The organism is Alteromonas sp. S005, assembly GCF_036864475.1.
GTDB lineage: Bacteria > Pseudomonadota > Gammaproteobacteria > Enterobacterales > Alteromonadaceae > Alteromonas.
Map to the genome: position 1 here is coordinate 373,845 of NZ_JAZETN010000002.1, position 23,996 is coordinate 397,840.

The following is a 23,996-nucleotide window of genomic DNA, read 5'->3' on the forward strand; positions in this document are numbered from 1 at the left end:
AGGAAACAGACATGCAAGTTATGGTTGAACTGTCGTTGTACCCTTTGGTTAACGAATATATTCCGCCTATTCAAGATTTTATTGATAGGTTAAATAGCTACGGCGATATCACGGTGACAACATGTTCTACTAGTACCCAGGTTACGGGGGATTACGCTGTAGTAATGAAAATACTCGGCGACGAAATGCAGAGAACTCACGAAGAAGTAGGGCAGGCCATATTCGTTGCTAAGTTTCTAAATTTCGATGCTATGCAAGCAAGAAAGTCATCTTAATGGCTAACTTCTTTTCAGAGTTTACTTCTCAAATTGCCGCTACTTCATTGTTAGAATGGGTAGCGGTTGTACTTGCCATCGCGTATGTATTATTAGCAGCTAAACAAAATAGCTGGTGTTGGCTGTGCGCCTTTGTAAGTACAGCAATTTACACCTGGCTATTTTGGCAAGTAACCTTGCCATTCCAGTCGGCGCTTAACTTCTTTTACATGATAATGGCGGGGTATGGTTATTATCAGTGGTCGAAAGGGGCGGAAGAAGGCGAGGTTAAGCCAGTTCTTCATTGGCCGCTTTGGTTGCACTTGATCATTGTCCCAAGCATGCTATTACTTGCTTGGGGTCTTTCTGAAGTGGCTGGTTCGCAATTTAATAGTGAGTACCTACTATTAGATGCAAGCATTAACTTACTAAGTGTGGTCACGACATTTATGGTGGCACATAAAATTTTGCAAAACTGGGTTTACTGGTTTTTCATTAATCTAGCTTCGGCATATTTATACCTGCAAGTGGGCTATGCATTGTCTGCTTGCCTTTTCCTAGGTTATGTAGGCTTCGCAGTATTTGGTTATTATCAATGGCTTGTACAATATAAGAAACAAGGTGAACAGGTTGGATATCATCGCCACGCTGCAAAAGGCGCTTAATCTTAGCGAGAATGCAGAGGTTTCGGTACATCCTGCTGGTGCGGTAAACCGTGTTTACCGCGTTCAAGACCCAGCAAATAGCCTATTAAGTTTAAGTGAAGGTAACCCTCAAATTACTTCTCATCAAAAGCTTGAAGATGTCCCCATCGATTTAGCCGTTAAGTGGCTGGGCGATGATGATTTCAGTGGTGTGGAGCGCAAACATCAGTTTGCTTTGCAGCAACAGTTGTATCAAGTAGGGATAGCGCCGCAGCCAATTTGGTTAAGCGATGAAGAAACCATCTGGGTAGAACAGTGGGAAAGTCATAATGCAAGCGATGAGCTTGCTTCAACTAGGCGTCCTGTACACACGTTGGCTGAAACCCTCGTGCGTATCCATTCGCTGTCTATTACCGCCAAGCCATTAAATCTAATTGCAAGGTGGCAGCATTACAGTGATGTCGCAAAGCTTGATACCAATAGTGAGCTTTACTTAAAGGCGCAGGCGCTCGAAAAGAGCGTAATTAAAAGCGAACAAGACGATGAAGACTGCGTATTGTGCCACAACGACTTATTGATTAATCACCTATTGCTTGGTAAAGAAAGCGCGGTCAAGATCATTGATTGGGAGTATGCAGCAATGGGAAATCGTTACTTCGATTTAGCAAGCTGCTGCCTTATCAATAAACTCGACGTGAATGAAAGCGAAGAATTAGTTGTTCACTACGCAAACGTCATGAATATTGACAAAGGCGATGCATTGGATAAGTTTAAGCTACATTCCAACATTGTTCATATAACGAACGACCTGTGGTTTGCTGCACTTAATGCGAATAAAAGTAACTAGACGCAAAGCGTGAAGCGCTATAGGCTTTCCTTTGCATAAAGCCAGTATAATGGTTAGCTTGAACAGGCATACTTGACGTTATTCGATTGAAAAATCAGCGCATTGCGTGTTAATTAAGCATGCAGTGCATGGTAGTGATAAAAAGGCTTTACCTTTTTAATGTCATCCGTATAATGCACAGCGCGCTAGGGGTGTAGTTCGAATTGGTAGAACAGCGGTCTCCAAAACCGATGGTTGGGGGTTCGAGTCCCTCCACCCCTGCCACTTTCTCTTCTTGTGAACAAGTCAGTTCAAACGTAAAAAATATTTTTATGTAAATTTCTTATCTAGCTTTTTCTTTATATTTATTTATCGTCATTTTGATTCGCAACGCATACCGTTAGTGCTTTGTCTCGTGGATTTAAATATTCAAGATTCTATGCGCGAGCTAATACTTGTAAAATAAAAGGTTCAATGTTTGGCTAACTTATGGGTAGGGTTTATTAAGCCTCATGTGCCCACTAAATAGCGCACTTTACGTAAAAGAATGCGATAGTTATTCATTCAGCTCAGCAACTTTAGTAAACTTAGATAAATAACGGTTTATTAGCTTTAGGTCTTTTACGCAATGTCTCTTAGTTCATATCAGCAGGCGGTATTACAGGAAATGGGGATCCCTGTGTGGATCACTAAAGACGCCCATGCGAAGATGAAAAAGCAAGAAGGCTTAAAAGAAGGCAATACCTCAGCGATAAAGTATAGCGCGGCTACTGGCACATCGCCACAAACACCTTTTAGCCAAAACGGCCAAGAAAATAAGTCGCCATCAACGCCAATCTCTCAAGAACAAAAGCAGTCACGCCTTGCCCAATTAAGGGCAAATGTGGGCGGCAGCGCAAAAGATAAATCTCGGTCTAACGATGTTGTCACAGCCAAAACGACGACTCATCATGCGCCATCAAATGAGGTAACTGACAGGAATGTTGCGAATAAATCAGAAGTTGCGCAACGCGAAGCAAAAGGGCCTGCATCGCCAGAAGGTATTCCGTTAAGTGCCGAACAGAAAGCAAAATCACAGCAATGGCTAAAAGACTTGCAGCTAGCCTGTGTTCAGTTGGGTATACCGTCACAGTGGGCTAGCACCATAATGATTGGCCGTACGCTATCGGTAACCGCAACGGCCATTATACTACCAGCCACACCGCTTAAACTGACAACTGTGCAAAAACGGGAGCTGTGGGTGCAGCTTATCAGCGCAGCACGCAAATTAAACCACTCCGCTAACGGCCAGTAGTCGCGTCGATGAAGTTAACAATCGTACCGCCGCAAGGCTTTAACGAGCACATTGAACTTGCCCATGCTATCCATCAAGAGGCGCAAGTGTCGCCTTGGAAATTAAGTACCTTCGCGGACTGTTTCACCAAACCCTATTATGGGGTGTTTGCTTTTGAAAATGACAAGATTATTGGCTATGCCATTATGCTTGAAGTCGTTGATGAAGCTACCCTGATGGATATTGCGGTAGACAGTGGCGCAAGAGGCAAGGGTATAGGTCGCGCTTTAGTTGATTTTGTCATTGAGACATCAGTGAAAAATGCAATGCGTGAAATGTGGCTAGAAGTGCGTGAAAGTAATCATACTGCTATTGCGCTTTACGAGAGCTCGGGGTTTGAGCATATAGAAACCCGCAAAAATTATTACACCGTAAAAAGTAATGATGACGGGAATGACAAGAGTAATGGAAACAGCGCACAAAAAGAAAACGCTAAAATCATGCAGTGGACAAACCCCACCTTAGCCTAGCTTTTGTATTCCTAGGCATATACGTTTCGCGTATATCAAAGCATTATCCGAACTCAGCATACGCTTCCCAGCTTATAGCAGCGCGTGTTTAAATCGCATCACGTTCTCTTCACCTAAGGTAGAATCAGCATGGCTAAAGTGCTCAACAAAGCGATAGTCTCATCAAAGCGATTTGCTATTAATGTGGTTACCTACAAAGAGGGTCATAGAGTGTTAAAACATAATGACCCTATGGGCAGCGGGCGTTACTTTAAATTTAATGTAGTACTAAAAAAGCCGAAGCGCGGCGGTCAATTTTGGGCAGAGAAAGTCATCTTTAATCTCTTTAACCGCATTTACTTTTTTCGGCCAGATAAGTACATGCACAGCGTAAGCAAAATAGAAAGAGGGGAGCGGAAGCTGCTGTCTGTTGCATTGTACCTGTAAGTCATAGTGTTTATCAGTGATTAACCACCCGTATAGCAAAGTTTCCACAAGGTTTTAAAAAGTTGACCATTTGGTCGATAAATTGGCGTGTTTGCACGGTCAGGAAGGTTTTAATCCCTTGCTAATTCACTTATATTTGCGCCCTCAAAATTCTCCGCCTACATTCAGCTTACCGGGCGGTAGAAACTTTTCTTAACGCAGTTCGTGTAATTGGATTTTTTAAAACGCATGTCTTCATCATCGGTGGCGGAAAAAGAGCAATCAAAAGGCATTAAAATGCTTCTGGTTGCGGTGTTGTGTTTAGGACTTAACTGGCCAGGCATGAAATTAGGGCTTGAGATTGTAGGGCCTGTATGGATGGTGTGCTTGCGCTTCTTGTTAAGCCTTCCCGTACTCGCGCTGTTTGTACTTATCACCAAAAAACGTTTACCGGTGCTCAATCGTAAAGATCGCTCGGTGGTGTTGGTCGTTGCCTTTTTCCAGTTTATCCTATCAATGGGGCTTATTACTGTCTCACTGCAGTTTATTCCTGCCGGCACGGCGAGTATTCTTATTTACACCACACCGCTTTGGATGCTGCTTATCGACACCCTATGGTATCGGCAACGTCCACCTTCTAAGCGATTAATTCTAACCGGTATATCTACCATTGGCTGTGCAATGATTTTATTTGCTTCGGGACAACCGGGCGCATGGCTACCGCTCTTTGGTATGTTGCTGGCATCTGCATTGTGGGCGGTCGCTATTCGAAGAGTGTCTTTTCACAAGTGGAAGGGAAGCGTCATTGAAGCTGTCTTCTGGCAGTTTACCATCGCAGGTTTCGCCATGCTTGCTATTGCTCTCATAGTCGAGCCAACACCTAATTTTGGGGCTTACGATATAAGCGATTGGTTACTATTGGCGTACATTGGGCCAGTGGCAACGGGTCTCGGTTTTGGCCTCATGGTAGCGGCGGGGCCTAAATTACCACCAGATAAAATCGTGCTTATTAGTACACTTACGCCGATAGTGGGCTATGTAAGCTCTGTGATATTGCTTAAAGAAACGCTACTGCCTATGGTAATGGCTGGCGCAATATTGATGATAGCCGCGCTAATAGTAAATGGCCTCCCCCAAAGCACACTTAAAAAAATATTAGGTAAAGGCCACGCGAAATAAAGGTTAGTTAAAGGGTTAGTCGAGGCTGTATAAAGTCTAAAAACGCAGAGATACGAGACGATACTGCACTATTTTTGTAGTACACCGCTTGTACCGATTCTCTGCGGTTTGGGCTGACGATGTCGTCGCGAAATAGCGCTACCAGCGTGCCAGCACTGATATCTTTGTGTACCATAAAGTGAGAAAGTAACGCGATACCTTGACCTGCCAAACACAGCTGGCGAATAGTTTCGCCGCTTGACGCACGAAGACTGTACTGCAAGTTAATATCTTGCTTAAGCGGCCATTTATTTAGACTTGGTGAGTCGCTAAAACCAATCAGTTTGTGCTTGTTTAGCGTGCTAATTCCATACTCGCCTTTAGATATGGGATATTTTTCAAGATACTGTGGGCTTGCCACAATATGCAGCTTACTTTTTCCTAAACGTCTAGCGTGCAAGTTAGAATCACTTAAATCACCAATACGTATTGCGATATCGGTTTTATGTTCCAACAGGTCGATAATGCTGTCGTGACTGGTGATATCGAGCGTTATGTCAGGAAATGCTTCTTGAAATTCACCCACTAACGGCGCTAGCTGGTGGAATACAAACGGGCTCGCAGCATCAACCCGAAGTTTTCCAGAAGGGGCGCGCTTTAATAGCCGTAATGCTTCTTCGCCTTTTTCTAATATATTAAGCCCGTCTCTGGCATATTGCAGGAAAAGCTCACCTTCCTCTGTTAGTTCCAATCGTCGGGTAGTGCGATTCAATAAGGTTACATCCAACCCATCTTCGAGCCGGGTTACCGCTCTGCTGACTTTCGCAACCTGCTGATTGAGTAAATTGGCAGCACTGGAAAAACTACCTGTATCCACAACGGTTAGGAACGCTTCTAAATCTTCAGTTTTTGATGAGACTGGCATCGCACACCTTATATTTTCAAATATCGCAAAAGTATTTTGTCATTAGTGCTGTTTTTTGCAAATAAATTTATCGTCAAACTGTACGCACTTTATTAATGGCTTTCAAAAAACGGCGTAGTTGTTCGTTCTAGAGGCCAATGGTGGCGTTGTTAATCAAGCCATCTCGTTAATTACTTTTTGAGGATAATTGAAATGCCTATTGCATTATTTGCGTTGACGTTAAGTGCGTTCGCTATTGGCACAACAGAGTTCGTGATAGTGGGGCTTGTCCCCACCATTGCTACTGATCTTGGCGTTACGTTACCGAGCGCAGGCTTACTGGTAAGCTTGTACGCCGTTGGTGTTGCCGTTGGCGCACCGGTTCTTACCGCCCTTACGGGAAAGTGGAATAGAAAGCATGTTCTGCTTAGCTTAATGGCGCTATTTGTGGGTGGTAATATTCTTGCTTGGCAAGCGCCCAGCTACGAGAGCTTAATTCTAGCTCGCATTTTGACAGGCTTAGCGCACGGTGTGTTCTTTTCCATAGGATCAACTATTGCTACAGGGCTAGTGGCGAAAGAAAAAGAAGCCAGCGCTATTGCCATTATGTTTACGGGCTTAACCGTAGCCTTGGTTACTGGCGTACCTTTGGGTACCTGGATTGGTCAAAACTTCGGTTGGAGGGCAACCTTCCTAGTAGTTTCCGCGCTTGGCACACTTGCGCTAATAGGCAGTGCGTTGCTGGTACCGAACAATCTTAAACAAAGTAAACCGGCCACCTTGAGTGAGCAAATGAAGGTGTTGGTTCAGCCTCGTCTGGTATTGGTGTATCTAATGACGATATTGGGCTATGGCGGCACATTTACGGCATTCACCTATCTCGCTCCTATATTACAGGAAGAGGCGGGGTTTGCGCCCTCAGCTATCAGCTTAATTATGCTGGTTTACGGTGTATCTGTCGCGGTAGGCAATATTTATGGCGGCAAGCTTGCTGACAAAAAAGGCCCAATCCGCGCGCTAACAATCATCTTTTCAGCCCTTGCATTCATCTTGTTTGCCCTGACGTTTACCATGGGCAGTAAAGTTGCCGCAGTGATCACCGTTTTAGTGTGGGGCGCCTTTGCCTTTGGCAATGTTCCAGGACTTCAGGTGTACGTTGTTCAATTAGCAGAGAAGTTTACCCCTAATGCTGTTGATGTCGCTTCAGGTTTAAATATCGCGGCATTTAACATTGGCATAGCAGTGGGGTCAATTCTGGGCGGTGCAATTGTAGACGGCATGCAGCTATCTGATACCGCATGGATTGGTGCAATTATCTCTGTTGCAGCGTTACTTGTTACACGTTACAGCGGCTATTTAGACAAGCGCGCACTCAGTACTGCGAATAACACAACGGGCGCGTAGGGAGGTCACAATGACGACAAATACCTTTGATAAGCTTGCACAACATACGTTCTCAGTAGGTGTAGAGCTTCCGCTAGATAACGACTGGGCGCATTTCGACGCCACAAAAGGTACGCCATTCGGCGTACCTGATATGACCGAGCATCACAGCCGTATTCAATTAGCCGACAAACTAGGGTTTAAAGCAGCGTGGGTAAGAGATGTACCGGTTTATGACCCTAGCTTTGGTGACGCCGCTCAGGTTTTCGAAACCTTCACTTACCTGGGCTATTTAGCGGGTATTACAGACAATATTCTACTAGGCACAGCCGCTGTTGTTTTACCTCTTAGGCAGCCATGGCTTGTTAAAAAGGCGGCAGCAACGGTGCAGCAGCTAAGTAACGACCGCCTTATACTCGGTGTAGCCAGTGGGGATAGACCGGTTGAGTATCCGTTGTTCGATGTCGATTTTGACAGTCGCGGCGAGCACTTCAGGCAGTCACTTGAAATTGTAAAGCACGGTGAGAATTCCCTTAAGCCTGGCATGTCGCTGTTACCGCGCTCAACCACGCCGCCATTGTACGTTGCAGGGCTCGCTCAGCAAAGCCCTCAGTGGGTTGGAGAAAATATGGACGGTTGGCTGGCGTATCCAGGTACACCGAACGAGCATGTAAAGCGCGTAGAACTATGGCGAAATGTCGCGGGCAACAAGCCGTACGTTAGCTTTATTCATCTTAATTTGGTTGAAGACGATGAAGCGCCCATAAAACGCCACCGATTCGGGGTTGAAACTGGTGTAAATGGGCTTATCAAAGAACTCAATGCAATGAAAGACGCGGGGGTTGATCATATTGGCCTGCACTTCAGACGTAATACGCAACCAGTAGAAGGCGCGATGCAGCGCATTGCTGACAACGTATTACCTCACTTTCATAAATAACGGAACCAACAAGGAGGCATCATGCCGAATGTAAATCAGTCACAATCTAAAATTCCTTCGCTAGGTGCAGGCACGTTCCGCTTAAAAGACGATGAAGCCTATAACAGCGTGACAATGGCACTTGAAGTGGGTTTCCGTCACATTGATACGGCGCAAATTTACGGCAATGAAGAAGCGGTAGGGCGTGCTATTAAAGACGCTATTACAAACAACCTTGTTGCACGTGAAGACCTTTACGTCACCACCAAGGTGTGGAATGACAAGCTGAATAAAGCAAGTTTTGTGGATAGCGTGAAAGAGAGTTTGGAAAAGCTTCAACTGTCGTACGTTGACCTGCTACTTATTCATTGGCCGTCACCGGAAAACGGCGAAAGCATGGAAGAGTACCTAGGTGAATTGCTGCGCGTTAAGGAGCTGGGGCTCACAAAAGAAATTGGTATTTCTAACTTTACCGTTGCACAAATTGAAGAAGCGGTGAATATCTTGGGCGAGGGCGTTATTTCCACGAATCAGGTAGAGGTGCACCCTTATCTTACTAATGAAAAAGTGCGTGCAGCGTGTGAGAAACACGGTATTACAGTGACAGGATATATGCCGTTTGCTGTTGGTAAAGTGTTAAAAGACGAGACCATCATTGCAATAGCAGATAAGCACGGTGTGAGCACTGCTGAGGTAGTGGTAGCCTGGGAGCTGGCCCATGGTTTAGTCACTATTCCATCGTCGACTAAGCGCAAGAACCTGGAAACCAATTTCAAAGCGCTTGAACTTACCTTGGGCGCTGACGATATCGCAAAGATTGACGCGCTAGATTGTGGCGACCGTCAAGCTAACCCAGATTTTTCACCTGCGTGGGACTAATCGGAAAAATCACTGTGTTAAGGAGCTTTTATGCAAGCTAACGTTTGGCAATTTGAACAAGCTGGCGCATCACTGGTAAAGCAGGTACGCGAGTTTTCTGAGCCGAAGGCAGGACGTATTGTCGTGCGCAACTATGCTATTGGCATTAACCCAGTTGACTGGAAGTTTATCGATGATAACCCGCGCGACTGGGAAAAAGGGCATATTCCCGGTGTGGACGGTGCGGGTGTTGTTGTCGCTGTAGGTGAGGGCGTTGATAACAATCTATTGGGTAAGCATGTGGCTTACCATCATAGCCTAAGTGAAAACGGAAGTTTTGCCGATCATAGTGAAGTGTATGCTAGCCGTGTAATGGTCGTGCCGGAAAGCGTTGATTTTGCACTAGCTGCTGCGTTGCCATGTCCAATGCTTACTGCCTGGCAAGCGTTCAGTAAAGTGCCGGTCCGAAAGGGGGCTGACGTGTTAGTCAGCGGTATGGGCGCCGTTAACAAATTGCTGGCGCAAATGCTTTCTCAGGCCGGTTTTAATGTACATGTTATCTCAGGGAGCTTTTCGCAAGAGCAAGCCGGTGAGATGGGCGTAAAAGCCATCCATCGCGGTAAACCTGAAGGACAAACATTTTACGCGCTTTTCGACGCGAACGGGCCAGACTATGCGGCGTCACTTGTACCGCTTCTTGAAGCAAATGGTCATGTAGTGAGTATTCTAGGTCGTATTGAAGTGCCTGTTGATGCGCCTTTCACGCGTACTATTTCTTATCATGAGATAGCGCTAGGTGCGCTGCATGATTATGGCGATTTGTCACAGTGGCAGCGTTTGGTGAAAGACGGTGAGGCTCTACTTGAGCAAGTTGCTGCGCAAACGTTGGTTGTCGAAATACCTAACGTGTTTGAATTCGATAATTTGAACAAGGCGCTGCAATTTTCAAAAGAAGACAAACGAAAGGCAGTGGTTGCGGTTTCATAAAGCCGGAATGATTAAGTTTCTTCCCTTATCTTTGGCTACGTAAAGGGCTTTATCAGCTCGTCTGAAGGCTTCGACAATATCGTCGGGGCCTTTACATAAAGTCCAACCTATACATGCCCCTAACTTTCTATCGTCAATCGATGCAATGGCTAACTGGTTGATGGCACTGTGGACAGTTTCCAGTTGCTTTGCAAACTCGTCGGCTTGGGTGGTCTTGCTTGTATTGAGCGCTTTTACGCGCTTTGCAATGGCAAACTCTTCTCCACCATAGCGCGCTGCTACTTGCCACTCATCATTAAGCGGCGCAAGAATCTTAGCAATGCCTTTTAGTACTTCGTCACCGACATCGTGACCAAATGTATCGTTGATACTTTTAAAGTGATCTAGGTCAATTAGCGCAATGGCTAGCGCCTCATGATCGTGTAAGGTTTTATCAAACGTATTGTCTACGAACATATCCAGCGTACGCCGATTGGGCAATTCGGTTAAACTATCTTTGGAAGCCAGTTCTGCCAACGTGCTATTCGTTTGTTCAAGTGCAAGGGTGCGCTCTCTTACCAGCGCTTCTAATTTTGATGCCTGCTCACTTTTTAACTTAGCAGCTTCTTTCTGTGCGTCTCGTTCTCTTTGAACAACTTTCACCATATAGCTTGCGGTAAGTGCAACCATAAATAGGCATGTCATAACTAGCCCAGTCATAAAGGTGGCAACGGGTTCGAGGTAAAGGTCTACTTCAAAAAGTGCAATAATGGTAAGGATTAGCGTGCTAAAGGTTACAGGAAGCATAGCGGCGGCAAGCCATTTGGCTCTATCAGAGCCCCGTCTATGCTCTACAAAGATAACGATACCCGCTATCAGTATATAAGGGAAAAAGAGGAGTACAGGCAGTTTTAAGGCAATATCTAACCCCACTGTTTGCCACAGTAAAATACCCAGCAGCGGAAGCACTATGCAAAAAGCTTTAATTGTTTTTGCCCCGTAAACCTCATGGTCGTCTCGCGCGAGTGTCTGAAACAATACCCAAAATGCAGTAATCAATACCGAATAAATGCTTATGGCGTAGCTAATATCGTTCAACCCCGGCGTATTTGGCCACAGTAGTTCAAATGCGTAACCGAACACGCGGAAAAACCAAAATGTTGTTGCAAAAATAAATGATGCAAAACTCAAAAAAACTAAGTTACGGCTGGCAATATAGCCTAATACACAAAGTAGGGTAAGCAGCCCCATTGCGCCGAAAAATGCCATATCCCGCTGCAAGGTTTTCATATACAAGTTACTGTAATACTCAGGTGTGGCGACCGAGAAACTGTATCTTAAAATCTCACCAGACATAGTGCCGGTAAACTCAGTATAAGAAGACGGCTGCAATACAGAGGGGAAATGATAGTTGGGCGTATTCACCGCTCGAGTACTGTAAGGTGTACTGTCGCCGGTTTCCCATTGATAATTGCCATCGGTGACAACTAACGTTTTCATTGCAGGGAAACTTATTGAAAACCAGACGGGAACTTGCGTATCTAACTGATTGTAAATACGAACTTTGAAATGCAAATACTGTGACGGCGACCTATCAATAACATCAGTGCTATAAAACCATTCTTCTTCGCCGGTTATAGTTGCTGAGTTACTTACCGCAAAAACTACATCGTTATCTAAAGACAACATAGTTTGTGAGTTATTGAAATTAGCTGCGTTGGCCGTTTGGCAACAGCATGCTATTACAAGCCATGCGAGCAATGTTCGCAGCATTCATCGTCCTTGTTTTATTGGTTTTTTTTATTTACAGCTCAATATAGCACATAGTTTCAAAAATTTAGTACGCATTAAATAAAACATAAGTATAGGTAAATCGCCTATTTCTTGTAGCGTTTTTAGCGTGGATAACTAACTAAGGTCGTGACAGAACGCGAAGCTAATAAAATGTGTGATGTCGTGTCGCTTGATAGGTATTGAGAGCGCGATGTACAACGTAAATAACACACAGGCTAAGTGCAATGGCAACCACTACCGATGAAAAGCGATACAGCGCACTATAAATAATATCCTGCTGAGGTGAGAGTGACTGGCCGTACAAAATGCCAAAGGTCGTTAGCACACCGAAGCCAGTACCAGCACCACCTCCGCCTAAGACATGTTGGCGGCTGATGAAAAACACCAATATCCATAAGCTAAAGCTAGCAAAAAATAACGTATCACTGTAATTGAGCAAAATAAGCTGGGCGAGCAGGGCAAGATTACAACCAATGAGTGTACCCAGTGCCCGTTGCCATCCACTCATCGTTGCGCCTTTCCAACAAAGTGGAAATAGTATCAAGGCGCTCGCAGCTTGTGCTGATATCGAATCTACTAAGTCAAAGGTTTGGAACACAGCAAAGGATAATGTGGCGACTGTCGTACATAAGATAACTTCGTGACGAATACTCGCTTTATCTTTTGTCGCTTTGGGCAAAGGCGTGCGCGGCGCTTCATCTGGAAAAACAATATGCAAGGCGAATGCAATTATCAATGCCAACAGAATTGCACCTATGTTTGATATGACCAATGCATAGATATCTATTCCATCACTACTGTAGCTGGCAAAATGAAGCTGCAGCGATAGTCCTACAAGGGAAAAGGCCCCGAATAAATACAGCGTACCTTTACTCATTTGCCAAAACAAAAAAGCAAAGGTTGCTGCGATTAATGGTGTAATAAGCAGCGGATGGGTGCCAAACAAACCATACACTACTAGCACAACCATTGCCGGGAACACGGTCGCTGCAAGAAACTGTCTTATTATGTGCCCATTTAAAACAGCTACCAGCCCTAACAATAAGATGGGATAAAGGGTAAAAAATATTGGGTTCGGCCAGTCCATCGCCTTAGATATCGTAAACCCGAGAGTCGCGCCGCTGGCAATCCTAAGCATCTGTTGGAAATCGTTTTCACTGAGGTGTGTTTTCATAACCTGCTTTAGTAGATGTAATGCAATAAACTGATAAAGCGAATTTGTGCATTCGCAACAAAACTTTCTATAGGGTTATTAGGAACAATTTGAACCGTCGCCCGGGCACCACTTGTCAGATGGTTTAATGAAGCTTCACTTTCTTCTAAGCTGATGTGAACACGCTGGCGCTGCGCGTCACGTACCCATCGGTTCGATTTTTCAACTGCGGCTAGCGTACCGTTTGCTGACAGTTGGCCATCACTAACGCCAGCCTCGAAATCTTCCACCTGCGCCGAAAAGACCTCCCCAGGTATCGCATCAAAAACAACTTTAGCACGCACGCCTTTCTTTACATTGATTAGCGACTTTTCTCTAAAGTCAGCAACCAGGTCAAGCCTATTATCTACAACAGATGCAAGGGGAGCGCTTTGTTTGGCATAGGTTCCTTTTGTCACCTGCATATTTGCCATAATACCGTCGTGGGGAGCCTTTATTCTGGTGTATGCCAGATTTAATTCGGCAAGATTTTGCGCGTTGCGGGCTTCTCGATATTTGAGGTTACGATCTCCTCTTTCTCCTCTAGCAACAATTTGCTGGTTTAATTCAGCTTTAAGTGCGCTTAATTCAGCCTCGGCGCTTTGAAGTTGAGCGTTAGCTTTATCCACGTCTTGTTGAGAAACCACGTTGCTTTCAATTAGGGTGTTTAACCGTTGATAATCACTTTTGCGCTCTACGAGTGTGGCGGTCGCGGCTGCTATTCTTGCCTTCATTGCTTCTGCCTGGGCGTCAATTTGAGCGTTTTCTTGTGCCACATTTGCTAAGTCAATCTGCGCTTTTTCAAGCGCAATATGGTAGGGTGTATCGTCAATCTCGAACAATACTTGCCCTTTTTTAACATATTGGTTATTGCTAACTAGTACTTTAGTGATTGGGCCATTTAGCTGAGGTGATATTTGTGTAACCTGATGGTATACCCTTGCCTGAGGTGTCATTGGCATGCGAATATCAGCAACTACAAAATATACAAAACAAGCAGCAAAGGCTACTAACGCCAGTTTTACGTACCTTGCAAAAGCTTGGTCGGGTGTTCTTTCACTCACTAATTCGCCTCCAGTAGCCGAACGGCATTTTGCTCAATTTTGTTAATACATAAAGCCATTGTATTTAGCTCTTCATCGGATATACCTGCATAGACCTCATCCCGCAGTGCAGCCAGCGTGCTTTCAATATCGTTCATACGGCCTTTTCCCATTGGTGTGAAATAAAGCAAACGGCTTCGCTTATCGTTGTCATCAACAATACGCTTGATCAAACCCGCAGTTTCCAATTGCTTGATTGTTCTAGTCAGGCTCGGCATCTCTATTTCAAGACTTTCTGCTAATATTTGTTGGGTACATCCTTCGCCAAGCAAAGACATATGAATCATCACACGCCATCTCGATTCAGTGAGGTCAAGGTGGGCTACAGATTTAGAGACCGTTTTTCTGCACGTTCTTGAGGTACGTGCAAACAGCGCGATTAAGTGAAGCGGCATAGGTTCTGAAAACATCATCGTAATACCTGTTGAAATACTTAGCATGCTAAGTATTTTATTTGCTTAGCATGCTAAGTAAATGGTTATGGGACGAGTAGGTTAATAAGTTCGTCGAGCGTCTACGTGAAGGTTTTCGTTAAATTGAATGATAAAAACTTGAAGGCATCTTTGAAATTAAACCGTGGATTCATTTAACCCCTTATGAGGCAGATGCTACGTAATTTCGCTCTACTGTTACGGCCAGTAAAATGCTAAAATCCGCGCAATTAATTACCAAGCCGTATCAAGCGTTTCAACGCAATATACAATTTGCGCGGATAAGCATTGCTTATCCGGTGAAAAACGCGCCTGTAAGTTATTGGTTTACAGGGATAATAGATAACGAAGATAAGTATTGATGTCAGATAAGAAACTTCTAGAAGAGATTAAAAAGCGACGTACGTTCGCAATCATATCGCACCCGGATGCGGGTAAAACCACGATTACCGAAAAAGTATTGTTATTCGGGCGCGCCCTGCAAACTGCCGGTACCGTAAAAGGAAAAAAGTCTGGTCAGCATGCTAAATCTGACTGGATGGAAATGGAAAAAGAGCGTGGTATCTCGGTAACTACCTCGGTCATGCAGTTTCCTTATAGCGATCACTTAGTAAACCTGCTGGATACTCCAGGGCACGAAGACTTTTCTGAAGATACCTATCGTACACTGACGGCCGTTGACTCATGCCTTATGGTTATCGACGCCGCGAAAGGTGTAGAAGACAGAACCCGAAAGCTAATGGAAGTTACCCGTCTGCGCGATACGCCGATTGTAACTTTCATGAACAAGCTTGACCGCGATATTCGCGACCCTATGGAACTGCTTGATGAAGTAGAAACCGAGCTTGATATTCTGTGCGCACCAATCACTTGGCCAATTGGCTGTGGTAAGAGTTTTAAAGGTGTATATCACCTGCACCGCGACGAAACTATTTTGTATCAAAGCGGCCAGGGTCACACTATCCAAGACGTGCGCATCATCAAAGGGTTAGATAATCCTGATTTAGATACTGCAGTAGGAAGTGATCTTGCTGAAACCTTACGTGACGAGCTAGAGCTTGTACGCGGTGCATCTAACGAATTCGAACAAGAGCTTTTCTTGGAAGGTCAGCTAACGCCAGTATTTTTCGGTACAGCATTAGGTAACTTTGGTGTTGATCATATGCTTGATGGTTTGGTTGAATGGGCGCCAGCGCCACTAGGCCGTGAAACCGAAGAAGGGACTATTGAAAGTACTGACGGCAAGTTCAGTGGCTTCGTATTTAAGATTCAGGCCAACATGGACCCGAAACACCGCGACCGTATTGCGTTTTGTCGTATTGTGTCTGGTAAGTATGAGAAAGGCATGAAAATGCGCAACAGCCGCCTGGGCAAAGATGTTCGTATTTCCGATGCACTGACTTTCTTAGCAGGCGATCGAGCTTTACTAGAAGAAGCTTATGCCGGCGATATCATCGGCTTGCACAACCACGGTACTATCCGAATTGGTGACACTTTTACGTCAGGCGATAACTATCGCTTTACTGGTATTCCAAACTTTGCGCCAGAGCTATTTAAACGTATTCGCTTGAAAGATCCACTTAAGCAAAAACAGCTGCTGAAAGGCCTTATTCAGCTTTCTGAAGAAGGCGCAGTTCAGGTGTTTCGACCCCTTGCAAACAACGATTTGATCGTAGGCGCGGTTGGTGTGCTTCAGTTTGATGTGGTAGTGGCACGACTAAAAGCCGAATACAACGTAGATGCACTTTATGAGCACGTGAATGTTGCAACAGCCCGTTGGGTTTACGCGGATGATGAGAAGAAACTAGACGAGTTCCGCCGTAAAGGTGAGCAGAACCTTGCCCTTGATGGAGGCGACAACCTGACGTACATCGCGCCAACAATGGTGAACCTACAGCTATCGCAAGAGCGTTACCCAGATATTCAGTTTACGAATACGCGCGAAAACTAAGCTAGAAAAAATTAATTAAAGACAATATATATTATGAACATACATGCACTATTAGTTAACCGTTTCACTGAAGCGCTACAAGAGATGGGCGTAGAAAATGCGCCAGTGCCAGTTTCGCGCAGCGCTCGACCTGAATTTGGTGAGTATCAGTTTAACGGCGCGATGGCGCTAGCCAAGCAGCTTAAGCAAAAGCCTCGAGATATTGCAGAGAAGATTGTTGAGACCGTTAAACTTGACGATATTGCCAGTAAATTAGAAGTGGCTGGTCCTGGCTTTATTAACGTACATTTAAATGACGATTGGCTGTCTAATCAGTGTGAGCTATCGCTAACCGATCCGCGCTTGGGTATTGCTAAGTCGAAAGAACAGAACATTGTAGTAGACTATTCATCGCCAAACTTAGCGAAAGAAATGCACGTGGGGCACCTGCGTACGACCATCATCGGCGATGCAGTAGTTAAAGTACTCGAGTTCTTGGGTCACAACGTAATTCGCCAAAACCACATGGGCGATTGGGGCACCCAGTTCGGCATGTTGCTTGCGCATCTGTCAGACAAGCTTCAAGAGGAAGTGGCGGAAACTGCGCTATCTGACCTAGAAGACTTTTACCGCGAAGCCAAAGTACGTTTCGATGAAGAAGAAGGCTTTGCCGACCGCGCCCGTGAATACGTGGTTAAACTGCAGGGCGGAGATGCGCAGTGCCTCGCACTGTGGGAAAAGTTCATCGATGTATCTATCGCTCACTCAGAAGAAGTTTATGACAAGCTAAACGTAAGCTTGACCCGTAAAGATATTATGGGTGAGTCTGCGTACAACCACGACTTAGCTAATGTAATCAGCGACCTTAAAGTGAAAGGCCTTGCAGTAGAAGACCAAAGTGCACAGGTAGTATTTATTCCAGAGCTTGCTGATAAAGAAGGTAACCCTGCGGTTTACATTGTTCAAAAGTCGGGCGGCGGTTATCTATACGCAACAACAGACCTTGCGGCAATGCGCTATCGCAGTGGCAAGCTAAATGCTGACCGTACGCTGATTCTTACAGATGCTCGCCAAGCGCTGCACTTCAAGCAAACTGAAATTGTAGGCCGCAAAGCAGGCTTCATGAAAGAAGAGCAAACATACGAGCACTGCCCGTTTGGTATGATGCTAGGCAGTGACGGTAAGCCATTTAAAACCCGTACCGGCGGTACGGTTAAATTGGTTGAACTGCTTGATGAAGCGGTTGAGCGAGCAGGTAAACTGATTGCCGAGCGTGACAACGAGTTAAGTGAAGACGAGCTTAAAGAGGTTGCACGGAAGGTAGGTATTGGCGCCGTGAAATACGCTGACCTATCCAAGAACCGTACAACCGACTACATGTTCAATTGGGACTCAATGTTAAGCTTCGAGGGTAACACGGCACCTTACCTCCAATATGCATATACCCGAGTGAAAAGCTTGTTCAGAAAAGCGGGTGTTGATATGGCAACAATGCCTGTTGATATTAACATCGTTGAGAAACAAGAGCATGCGCTCGCTGTGCTGCTCATGCAGTTTGAAGAAGTAATTGGCATGGTATCGCGCGAGGCGACCCCTCACGTGTTGTGTACTTATCTCTACGATGTGGCGTCAGCATTCATGACATTCTACGAAGCCTGCCCAATGTTAAAAGACGGCATTGAGCCAACTGTACGTGATAGTCGTTTAGCCTTGTCAGCTTTGGTTGCCAATACGCTAGAGAAAGGATTAACTCTACTTGGCATCGAAACACTAGAAAAAATGTAGTGTTCGCGGTACAACATAGGTAGTGATATTGAAAAGGCTGACATTGATTGTCAGCCTTTTTTATGCTTAACGCAAACTACCAAGAGAGCTAGCTTGTCGGTATCAATAATTGATTTTGCATTTCAAATAAAACCGATAGGCCGACAGATCTTTATAAACAAGAAGACTAAATAGTCTATTCAAATTAACGACAGGAAACCCAAATGACTAAGATCCTTGCATTTGCAGGTAGTACCCGTAAAGGTTCGTTTAACCAAGCTATTGTTAACGTTGCTGCTGAAGGCGCCCGTGAAGCTGGCGCAGAGGTTACCGTTATTAACCTAGCCGACTATCAAATGCCAATATTTAATGAAGACGAAGAGGCTGAATTTGGCATGCCTGAAAAAGCACAGGCGTTCAAAGAATTGCTAATGAGTCATGATGGTTTTCTTATAGCATCACCAGAATACAATTCTAGCTACCCAGCACTGTTGAAAAACGCTATCGATTGGGCATCACGTATGGGAGAAGGCGAAAAGCCACTGCAAGCGTATCGCGGTAAAGTGGCGGGGATCATGGCAGCGTCGGCCGGCGGGCTAGGCGGTATGCGCGTGCTGGTGGTACTAAGAATGCTGCTTGAAAACTTAGGTACTATGGTGTTACCAAATCAAAAAGCAATCGCAAAAATAAATACGCTTATGGAAGATGGCGTAATTACGGATGAAAAGACGATTAAACAACTTAAAAACTTGGGTAAAGAAACAGCTGAGCTGGCAGGTAAGCTAGCTTAAGACATAAGAACAGAGTAGCTAGAGTAAGCCGTCGACACTCTAGCTACGCATAGCGCAGTTTTCGTATCCATGTTAAATAAATATGCTTTTGAAATTGCCTCAATTAAATGGTGCGCTACCTAACACGACAAACAGATAGCACCATCAAGCCTTCTCATTACCTTTCTTAGTAAGAATGAATTTTAGTTCACGAGACAACATAAAAAACCAACTCTTGGCCAGTCGCCAATATCGCTTTGATGTCATAGTCTAGCTAAGTGCTCTCGCACATCACTTAAATTGAAAAAGGAGCTTTATTATGGAAGAAATTAACATTAACGAACTCGATGAAGTCGCAGGGGCAGGGATTGTTGGCGATGTTATGTATGGTATTGGTTACGGTGCTGGGTATGCAGGTGGCTATTTCTACAGTCATGTGATGACGTCAAACCGCTGGTTAGACGATGTCGCTGAATTCGTACTGCCTTAAGGAGCTTTGCTATGGAAGAGTTGAATCAAGAAGAACTAATGCAATGTAGTGGCGGTTACTTAGGTCGTGTATTGACCTATATGGCTTTGGTTGATTTGGCCTATGAATTCGGCAGAGGACTTGGCAGCGGGTTCTACGATGGGGTAAACGAGCCAGAAATTCCTTAATATTAATCGAGCAGGCTTAGGTCTGCTTCTTTACCTTTAGTTAAGCATGGACAAAGTAAATAATCATGGAAAAGAAAAATTATAGCCACGTAGCATTTTGGTTTCTTGTTGCGATTAATATTATCTCTCTTTTTGAGAGTATCATCTCTACAGAAGGGTTTTCGCTTCTAACAGAGCCTGAGTTTCAGAACTTACTCTTACTCGCAATTCTTCAAAAGATTGCAAAGCTCTCAAGTACAGATGAATCGAGAGCAGGCAACATCGATTAAGGTATTATGTTTCGACCCCTTTATTTTAAATTGTTGACCGTGGCGAAAAAAGCCGCTTAATCGAGAGCGGCTTCCTTACTATATTTCCTAGAGCTATGTTTGAGCTATTTTATGCCGCGCTGCGTTTCTAAGTAGCTGGCAAAGCTACCAAGCCAGTGGCTTCCCATATAGTGCATATCACCAAACACAGCGTTTAATCCTGCTTCACGGTGTACTTTTAGGGTTTTCTTCAGTACCGGCAAGCGTGCATCATTATCTGGCAAAGCACTTATAATGCCTTCAATCATCCACGCACGGCTGATATTTAGCCCGTCTAGGTGAGCGAGCTTACCATCTGTTTTGTCAGTCACAGTCGCAGGCGCTAGCCAATTTGATGTGCTAGCTGTGAGGCTAGGAAAGAATGCTGAAAGCCATTGGCTGTATTCATTTTTAGCCATTACTCGACGCATTAGGTCGGCTTCGGCCAAACACGGTGATAGAAAATCCTGTCCTGAGGGCTCGTAGGCTAGGGGGCATTGCTTATCAGCTTGGTAATATTCTTTTACTCTAGATGTAAGCAGTGCTTCAAAGTCCTTGTTATCTGTTACCTTAGCCCAGTCTAACATTAAGCCAAAAGCAAAGGCGGTTTGACTGTGTTCACCGGTTCGGATTGGATAAGCCAGTTTGGGTAGCCAGGCACTTACTCTCGCCACAATTTCTTCTTCAAGCGGTAGTAGCGTGTCCAACCAGATCTTTGCTTCTGGAGTTGATGATTGACGTAGTTCCGCGGTTAATTGTAGAAACCAAGCAAGACCATAGGGGCGCTCAAACGACGCATTATTCTCACGCTTAAGGCTAGCCAATTCACCTTGAATGTTCTCTGTCGTAAAGCTGATATTAAGTTTTTCAATAATCTCTTCTTTATTCACCGCGTCTTGCGCAGTGTTTAGCATTCTTACTAAAAGCCAATGGCCATGAACTGATGAATGCCAGTCTAAACAACCATAAAATGTTGGGTAGAGTTGACTTGGTGCTTTAACGTCGTCGCCGTTATTCATCATGTGTTTCACTACATTTGGAAACTCTTGATGAATACAATGAAGCGCGAGGTTAGCAAAAACGCTTTCGTAATTGTTGTTAGGAACGCCGGCGTTGGCGGTCGCGTCTGCGGCTTGGTCAATACTAGTGTTGCTTGTGTTCGCAGTTTCAACAGTCGACGTACTGGTAGCAAAGGCAGTGTGTGCAGCAAACGCTGTGGCAAATGCAACCGTACAGCTAACAACGTTTTTTATTTTGATCATAATTTTGCGCGCTTTATCAATGAGAAGTATATCGCCAATGTATAGAGATAAACGCTTTGAATAAAGTGCTGCGCGATACATAACGCCCCAGCACTTTAAACAGCAGAAACAGGCTATTTAAGCAGGGACTCCGATGGCCTCTAGTTTGGTGGTGTATTCATCGAATGAGCCAATGGTCTTTTCTACCCAACCAGCATTATAGTAAGTTTCACCATACCGCTCTCCGCTGTCGCACATAAGCGTTACGATCGATCCCATTTCTCCTCGCTGCTTCATTTGTTCAGCAATACTTAATGCGCCCCATAGGTTTGTGCCGGTAGACGGGCCGGCTTTAATTCCCATGGTATTGTTTAACCAATGCATAGTAGCAATACTGGCCGCGTCGGGAACTGCGATCATGTCGTCTATAACGTCGTGCTGAAAAGAGGCTTCAACTTTAGGGCGTCCTATCCCTTCTATGCGGCTTCCACGGGTAGCAGTAAGTGTATGATCGTTGTTTTTGAAGCTATCAAAAAACACACTGAATTCTGGATCTACCACGACAAGCTGAGAAGAGAGACCTTTGTAGCGAATGTAGCGCCCAATGGTGGCTGATGTTCCACCTGTACCTGCACTCATAACCACGGTGTGTGGAATAGGATGGGGCTCGGCTTTCATTTGCTCAAAGATACTCTCAGCAATATTGTTATTGCCACGCCAGTCTGTAGCGCGCTCTGCGAAAAGGAACTGATCCATAAAGTAGCCATTAAGCTCGTGAGCTACTTTGGTTGCTTCGCTGTGCATTTGCGTAGGGCAATCTACAAAGTGACACTGCCCGCCATATCGCTCAATAAGCGCGATTTTACTTTGGGCGGTAGATTTAGGCATAACCGCAACAAACGGAACGCCAATCATTTTAGCAAAATAAGCTTCAGACACCGCTGTGCTACCTGACGAGGCTTCAACTACAGTAGTTCCTTCTACAATTTTTCCATTACAAAGGGCGTACAGAAAAAGGGACCGGGCTAGACGGTGCTTTAGGCTGCCTGTTGGATGGGTGCTTTCATCTTTAAGGTAGATATCAATATCTCTAAAAGCGATCTGCTCTAATTTGATTAAGTGCGTATCAGCCGAACGTTGATAATCTGCATTGATAATATTGATCGCTTTTGAAACCCAGCTTTTCATAACTTTCTCTCATTCACCCAAAATGCGAAACGTTAAGCGTAGTTCGCTTGACGCTAGCTGTATAAAACAAAATTAGAGTATCAGTTAAGAGCGAGTATTTGATTCTATTATTTTAGTATTAGTGCTTTATAGTAAAAAATATTTCTTTCATAGGTCTCATTTATGAAAATAAATTCCGTTTTTATGTAGGAGCGAGAGCATGACCATCTTGTTGATACAACGATCTTTATTAAAACAAAAAAGTTCAGATAAGCCGCTAAAGTTGCTATCTTTGCATTTCGCTTTTACTTACAGGTAACAACATGAAAAATAGGGCACTTTTCTGTGCAATAGCTCTTTTACCCGCATTATTCGTATCTACGCTGGCTAGCTCGCAAGAAGAGCAAATGCTTAAAGTCGCAACGTTTAATGTAAGTATGGAAGCCACTAACTACAAAGCCTTAGGCATGGAGCCGAGCGACAAAGTACTTCAGCATGTTCTGTCTACGGGCGAGCACTCTCAAGTTAAAAATATTGCTGAAGTTATTCAGCGCGTAAACCCTGATATCTTGATGTTGAACGAATTCGATTACATTGCTGATAAAAGTAAAGGGGTAGAGGCTTTAGTTAAAAACTACCTGAACGTCTCGCAACGCGGTCTTGAGCCTGTGGATTACCCATATACGTATGTGGCCACAGTCAACACAGGGGAGCCCACGAAATTCGACTTAGATAACAATGGCAAAGCAGAAGGTTTTGGTGGCGATGCATATGGCTTTGGGCTTTATCCCGGGCAATATGGCATGGCGCTTTTGTCAAAATACCCAATTGATGTTGATGGTATTCGCACCTTTCAGACGTTTAAATGGCATCACATGCCTCATCCACAGGTTCCTATTATTCCCGATGAGAGCGGAAGTACTGATAAGGGCAAGCCATGGTACGACGTAGAAGAGTGGGCCGCGCTAAGGTTGAGTTCTAAGTCTCATTGGGATGTGCCGGTGAAAGTAGGAGGTAAAACCGTGCACATACTTGCTATGCATCCAACACCACCTAATTTCGATGGAAGCGAGGATCGCAACGGCAAGCGCAACTTTGACGAAATTAGGCTTATGGCAGATTACCTGTCGCCCGATAAAGGTGCCTACATCTACGATGATAATGGCGAGAAAGTCAGCCTGTCAGAGAACGCGCGTTTTGTACTTGTTGGTGATTTTAACGCGGCGGATATTGGAGATAAACATCGCGAGGGTGTTATTGAACAGTTGACCGAGCACCCGTTAGTTAATAATGACATAATTCCAACAAGCGCAGGTGGTGCAGGCGCGTCAAGTGCAGAGTTTAGTAACCGCTTTACTGCCTATTGGGGAGCCAGAGCTGACTATGTTTTGCCATCTCGATTTGGCTTCGATGTGAACGATGCTGGCGTTTTCTGGCCTGCAAAAACCAGTGACCTATATCGATTAGTTAAAGACCGCGAAGCCAGCTCAGATCACAGGTTAGTTTGGATTAGCTTGTCGTTGACAGAAGATAACTAAAA

At 44.7% G+C, this 23,996-nt stretch carries 25 protein-coding genes and 1 tRNA gene; 19 read left to right on the top strand and 7 right to left on the bottom strand.

Annotated elements, in window-relative coordinates; genetic code table 11:
- Window positions 1–11: 11 nt before the first annotated feature.
- The 8 genes from V7R55_RS04215 (at window position 12) to V7R55_RS04250 (ending at window position 5,111) form a co-directional block, all read left to right on the top strand.
- Window positions 12–275 carry a hypothetical protein gene (locus V7R55_RS04215; RefSeq protein WP_334057598.1) on the top strand — a complete coding sequence of 88 codons (264 nt, stop codon included), beginning with the start codon at window positions 12–14 and terminating at the stop codon, window positions 273–275.
- Complete coding sequence (pnuC, locus tag V7R55_RS04220) at window positions 275–919, top strand: nicotinamide riboside transporter PnuC (protein WP_334057600.1); 645 nt, start codon at window positions 275–277, stop codon at window positions 917–919. The genes V7R55_RS04215 and pnuC overlap by 1 nt, the downstream gene beginning before the upstream one ends.
- Window positions 885–1,745 (top strand): phosphotransferase, encoded by an 861-nt coding sequence (locus V7R55_RS04225; protein ID WP_334057602.1) that lies wholly within the window; start codon window positions 885–887, stop codon window positions 1,743–1,745. The genes pnuC and V7R55_RS04225 overlap by 35 nt, the downstream gene beginning before the upstream one ends.
- A 187-nt stretch (window positions 1,746–1,932) precedes the next feature.
- A tRNA-Trp gene (locus V7R55_RS04230) sits at window positions 1,933–2,009 on the top strand.
- 343 nt (window positions 2,010–2,352) lie between these two features.
- Window positions 2,353–3,018 (top strand): alanine acetyltransferase, encoded by a 666-nt coding sequence (locus tag V7R55_RS04235; protein ID WP_334057604.1) that lies wholly within the window; start codon window positions 2,353–2,355, stop codon window positions 3,016–3,018.
- Between the two features lie 8 nt (window positions 3,019–3,026).
- Window positions 3,027–3,527, top strand: a complete 501-nt coding sequence (gene rimI, locus V7R55_RS04240; protein WP_334057605.1) for a ribosomal protein S18-alanine N-acetyltransferase — start codon at window positions 3,027–3,029, stop codon at window positions 3,525–3,527.
- A 129-nt stretch (window positions 3,528–3,656) separates the two neighbouring features.
- A complete protein-coding gene (locus tag V7R55_RS04245; RefSeq protein WP_334057606.1) occupies window positions 3,657–3,953 on the top strand; it encodes a 2OG-Fe(II) oxygenase in 297 nt (98 codons plus the stop codon).
- 228 nt (window positions 3,954–4,181) lie between these two features.
- Window positions 4,182–5,111, top strand: coding sequence for a DMT family transporter (locus V7R55_RS04250; protein WP_334057608.1), 930 nt, complete (start codon window positions 4,182–4,184; stop codon window positions 5,109–5,111).
- 7 nt (window positions 5,112–5,118) lie between these two features.
- Here V7R55_RS04250 and V7R55_RS04255 read toward each other — a convergent pair whose 3' ends face one another.
- Complete coding sequence (locus V7R55_RS04255; RefSeq protein WP_334057609.1) at window positions 5,119–6,015, bottom strand: LysR family transcriptional regulator; 897 nt, start codon at window positions 6,013–6,015, stop codon at window positions 5,119–5,121.
- Between the two features lie 192 nt (window positions 6,016–6,207).
- On the opposite strand from V7R55_RS04255, the gene V7R55_RS04260 reads away from it, so the two are divergent.
- The 4 genes from V7R55_RS04260 to V7R55_RS04275 are packed head-to-tail and all read left to right on the top strand — an operon-like array spanning window position 6,208 to window position 10,141.
- Window positions 6,208–7,398: an MFS transporter gene (locus V7R55_RS04260; protein ID WP_334057611.1), complete on the top strand. Its 1,191-nt coding sequence runs from the start codon at window positions 6,208–6,210 to the stop codon at window positions 7,396–7,398.
- Between the two features lie 10 nt (window positions 7,399–7,408).
- Entirely contained in the window at window positions 7,409–8,317 is a 909-nt protein-coding gene (locus V7R55_RS04265; protein WP_334057613.1) for a TIGR03571 family LLM class oxidoreductase, read from the top strand.
- Between the two features lie 21 nt (window positions 8,318–8,338).
- Window positions 8,339–9,175, top strand: coding sequence for a 2,5-didehydrogluconate reductase DkgB (gene dkgB / locus V7R55_RS04270; protein WP_334057615.1), 837 nt, complete (start codon window positions 8,339–8,341; stop codon window positions 9,173–9,175).
- Window positions 9,176–9,205: 30 nt separating this feature from the next.
- Window positions 9,206–10,141: an alcohol dehydrogenase catalytic domain-containing protein gene (locus tag V7R55_RS04275; protein ID WP_334057617.1), complete on the top strand. Its 936-nt coding sequence runs from the start codon at window positions 9,206–9,208 to the stop codon at window positions 10,139–10,141.
- Here the strand turns inward: V7R55_RS04275 and V7R55_RS04280 are convergent.
- The 4 genes from V7R55_RS04280 to V7R55_RS04295 all read right to left on the bottom strand — a co-directional run bounded on the left by V7R55_RS04280 (window position 10,136) and on the right by V7R55_RS04295 (window position 14,622).
- Entirely contained in the window at window positions 10,136–11,893 is a 1,758-nt protein-coding gene (locus tag V7R55_RS04280) for a diguanylate cyclase (protein WP_334057618.1), read from the bottom strand. The two genes, V7R55_RS04275 and V7R55_RS04280, sit on opposite strands and share 6 nt — an antisense overlap.
- 163 nt (window positions 11,894–12,056) lie before the next feature.
- A complete protein-coding gene (locus V7R55_RS04285) occupies window positions 12,057–13,088 on the bottom strand; it encodes a DUF2955 domain-containing protein (protein ID WP_334057620.1) in 1,032 nt (343 codons plus the stop codon).
- An 8-nt stretch (window positions 13,089–13,096) separates the two neighbouring features.
- Window positions 13,097–14,170 (bottom strand): HlyD family secretion protein, encoded by a 1,074-nt coding sequence (locus tag V7R55_RS04290; protein WP_334057622.1) that lies wholly within the window; start codon window positions 14,168–14,170, stop codon window positions 13,097–13,099.
- Window positions 14,170–14,622: a MarR family transcriptional regulator gene (locus V7R55_RS04295; RefSeq protein WP_334057624.1), complete on the bottom strand. Its 453-nt coding sequence runs from the start codon at window positions 14,620–14,622 to the stop codon at window positions 14,170–14,172. Before V7R55_RS04295 ends, V7R55_RS04290 begins: the two co-directional genes overlap by 1 nt.
- Window positions 14,623–15,001: 379 nt before the next feature.
- On the opposite strand from V7R55_RS04295, the gene prfC reads away from it, so the two are divergent.
- The 6 genes from prfC (at window position 15,002) to V7R55_RS04325 (ending at window position 20,030) form a co-directional block, all read left to right on the top strand.
- Entirely contained in the window at window positions 15,002–16,591 is a 1,590-nt protein-coding gene (prfC, locus tag V7R55_RS04300; protein ID WP_334057626.1) for a peptide chain release factor 3, read from the top strand.
- A gap of 33 nt (window positions 16,592–16,624) precedes the next feature.
- Window positions 16,625–18,355 carry an arginine--tRNA ligase gene (argS, locus tag V7R55_RS04305; RefSeq protein WP_334057629.1) on the top strand — a complete coding sequence of 577 codons (1,731 nt, stop codon included), beginning with the start codon at window positions 16,625–16,627 and terminating at the stop codon, window positions 18,353–18,355.
- A gap of 203 nt (window positions 18,356–18,558) precedes the next feature.
- Window positions 18,559–19,125 carry an NADPH-dependent FMN reductase gene (locus V7R55_RS04310; RefSeq protein ID WP_334057631.1) on the top strand — a complete coding sequence of 189 codons (567 nt, stop codon included), beginning with the start codon at window positions 18,559–18,561 and terminating at the stop codon, window positions 19,123–19,125.
- Window positions 19,126–19,423: 298 nt separating this feature from the next.
- Entirely contained in the window at window positions 19,424–19,594 is a 171-nt protein-coding gene (locus V7R55_RS04315; protein WP_334057632.1) for a hypothetical protein, read from the top strand.
- A gap of 11 nt (window positions 19,595–19,605) precedes the next feature.
- Complete coding sequence (locus tag V7R55_RS04320; RefSeq protein ID WP_334057634.1) at window positions 19,606–19,761, top strand: hypothetical protein; 156 nt, start codon at window positions 19,606–19,608, stop codon at window positions 19,759–19,761.
- 65 nt (window positions 19,762–19,826) lie between these two features.
- Entirely contained in the window at window positions 19,827–20,030 is a 204-nt protein-coding gene (locus V7R55_RS04325; protein WP_334057636.1) for a hypothetical protein, read from the top strand.
- Between the two features lie 104 nt (window positions 20,031–20,134).
- On the opposite strand, the gene V7R55_RS04330 is transcribed toward V7R55_RS04325, so the two are convergent.
- Entirely contained in the window at window positions 20,135–21,391 is a 1,257-nt protein-coding gene (locus V7R55_RS04330) for a DUF2891 domain-containing protein (protein WP_334057638.1), read from the bottom strand.
- Between the two features lie 36 nt (window positions 21,392–21,427).
- Window positions 21,428–22,477, bottom strand: a complete 1,050-nt coding sequence (locus tag V7R55_RS04335) for a PLP-dependent cysteine synthase family protein (RefSeq protein ID WP_334057640.1) — start codon at window positions 22,475–22,477, stop codon at window positions 21,428–21,430.
- A gap of 302 nt (window positions 22,478–22,779) precedes the next feature.
- Between V7R55_RS04335 and V7R55_RS04340 the strand changes: the two genes are divergently transcribed.
- On the top strand, window positions 22,780–23,994 hold the full coding sequence (locus V7R55_RS04340) for an endonuclease/exonuclease/phosphatase family protein (RefSeq protein ID WP_334057642.1): 1,215 nt from the start codon (window positions 22,780–22,782) through the stop codon (window positions 23,992–23,994).
- Window positions 23,995–23,996: the final 2 nt, after the last annotated feature.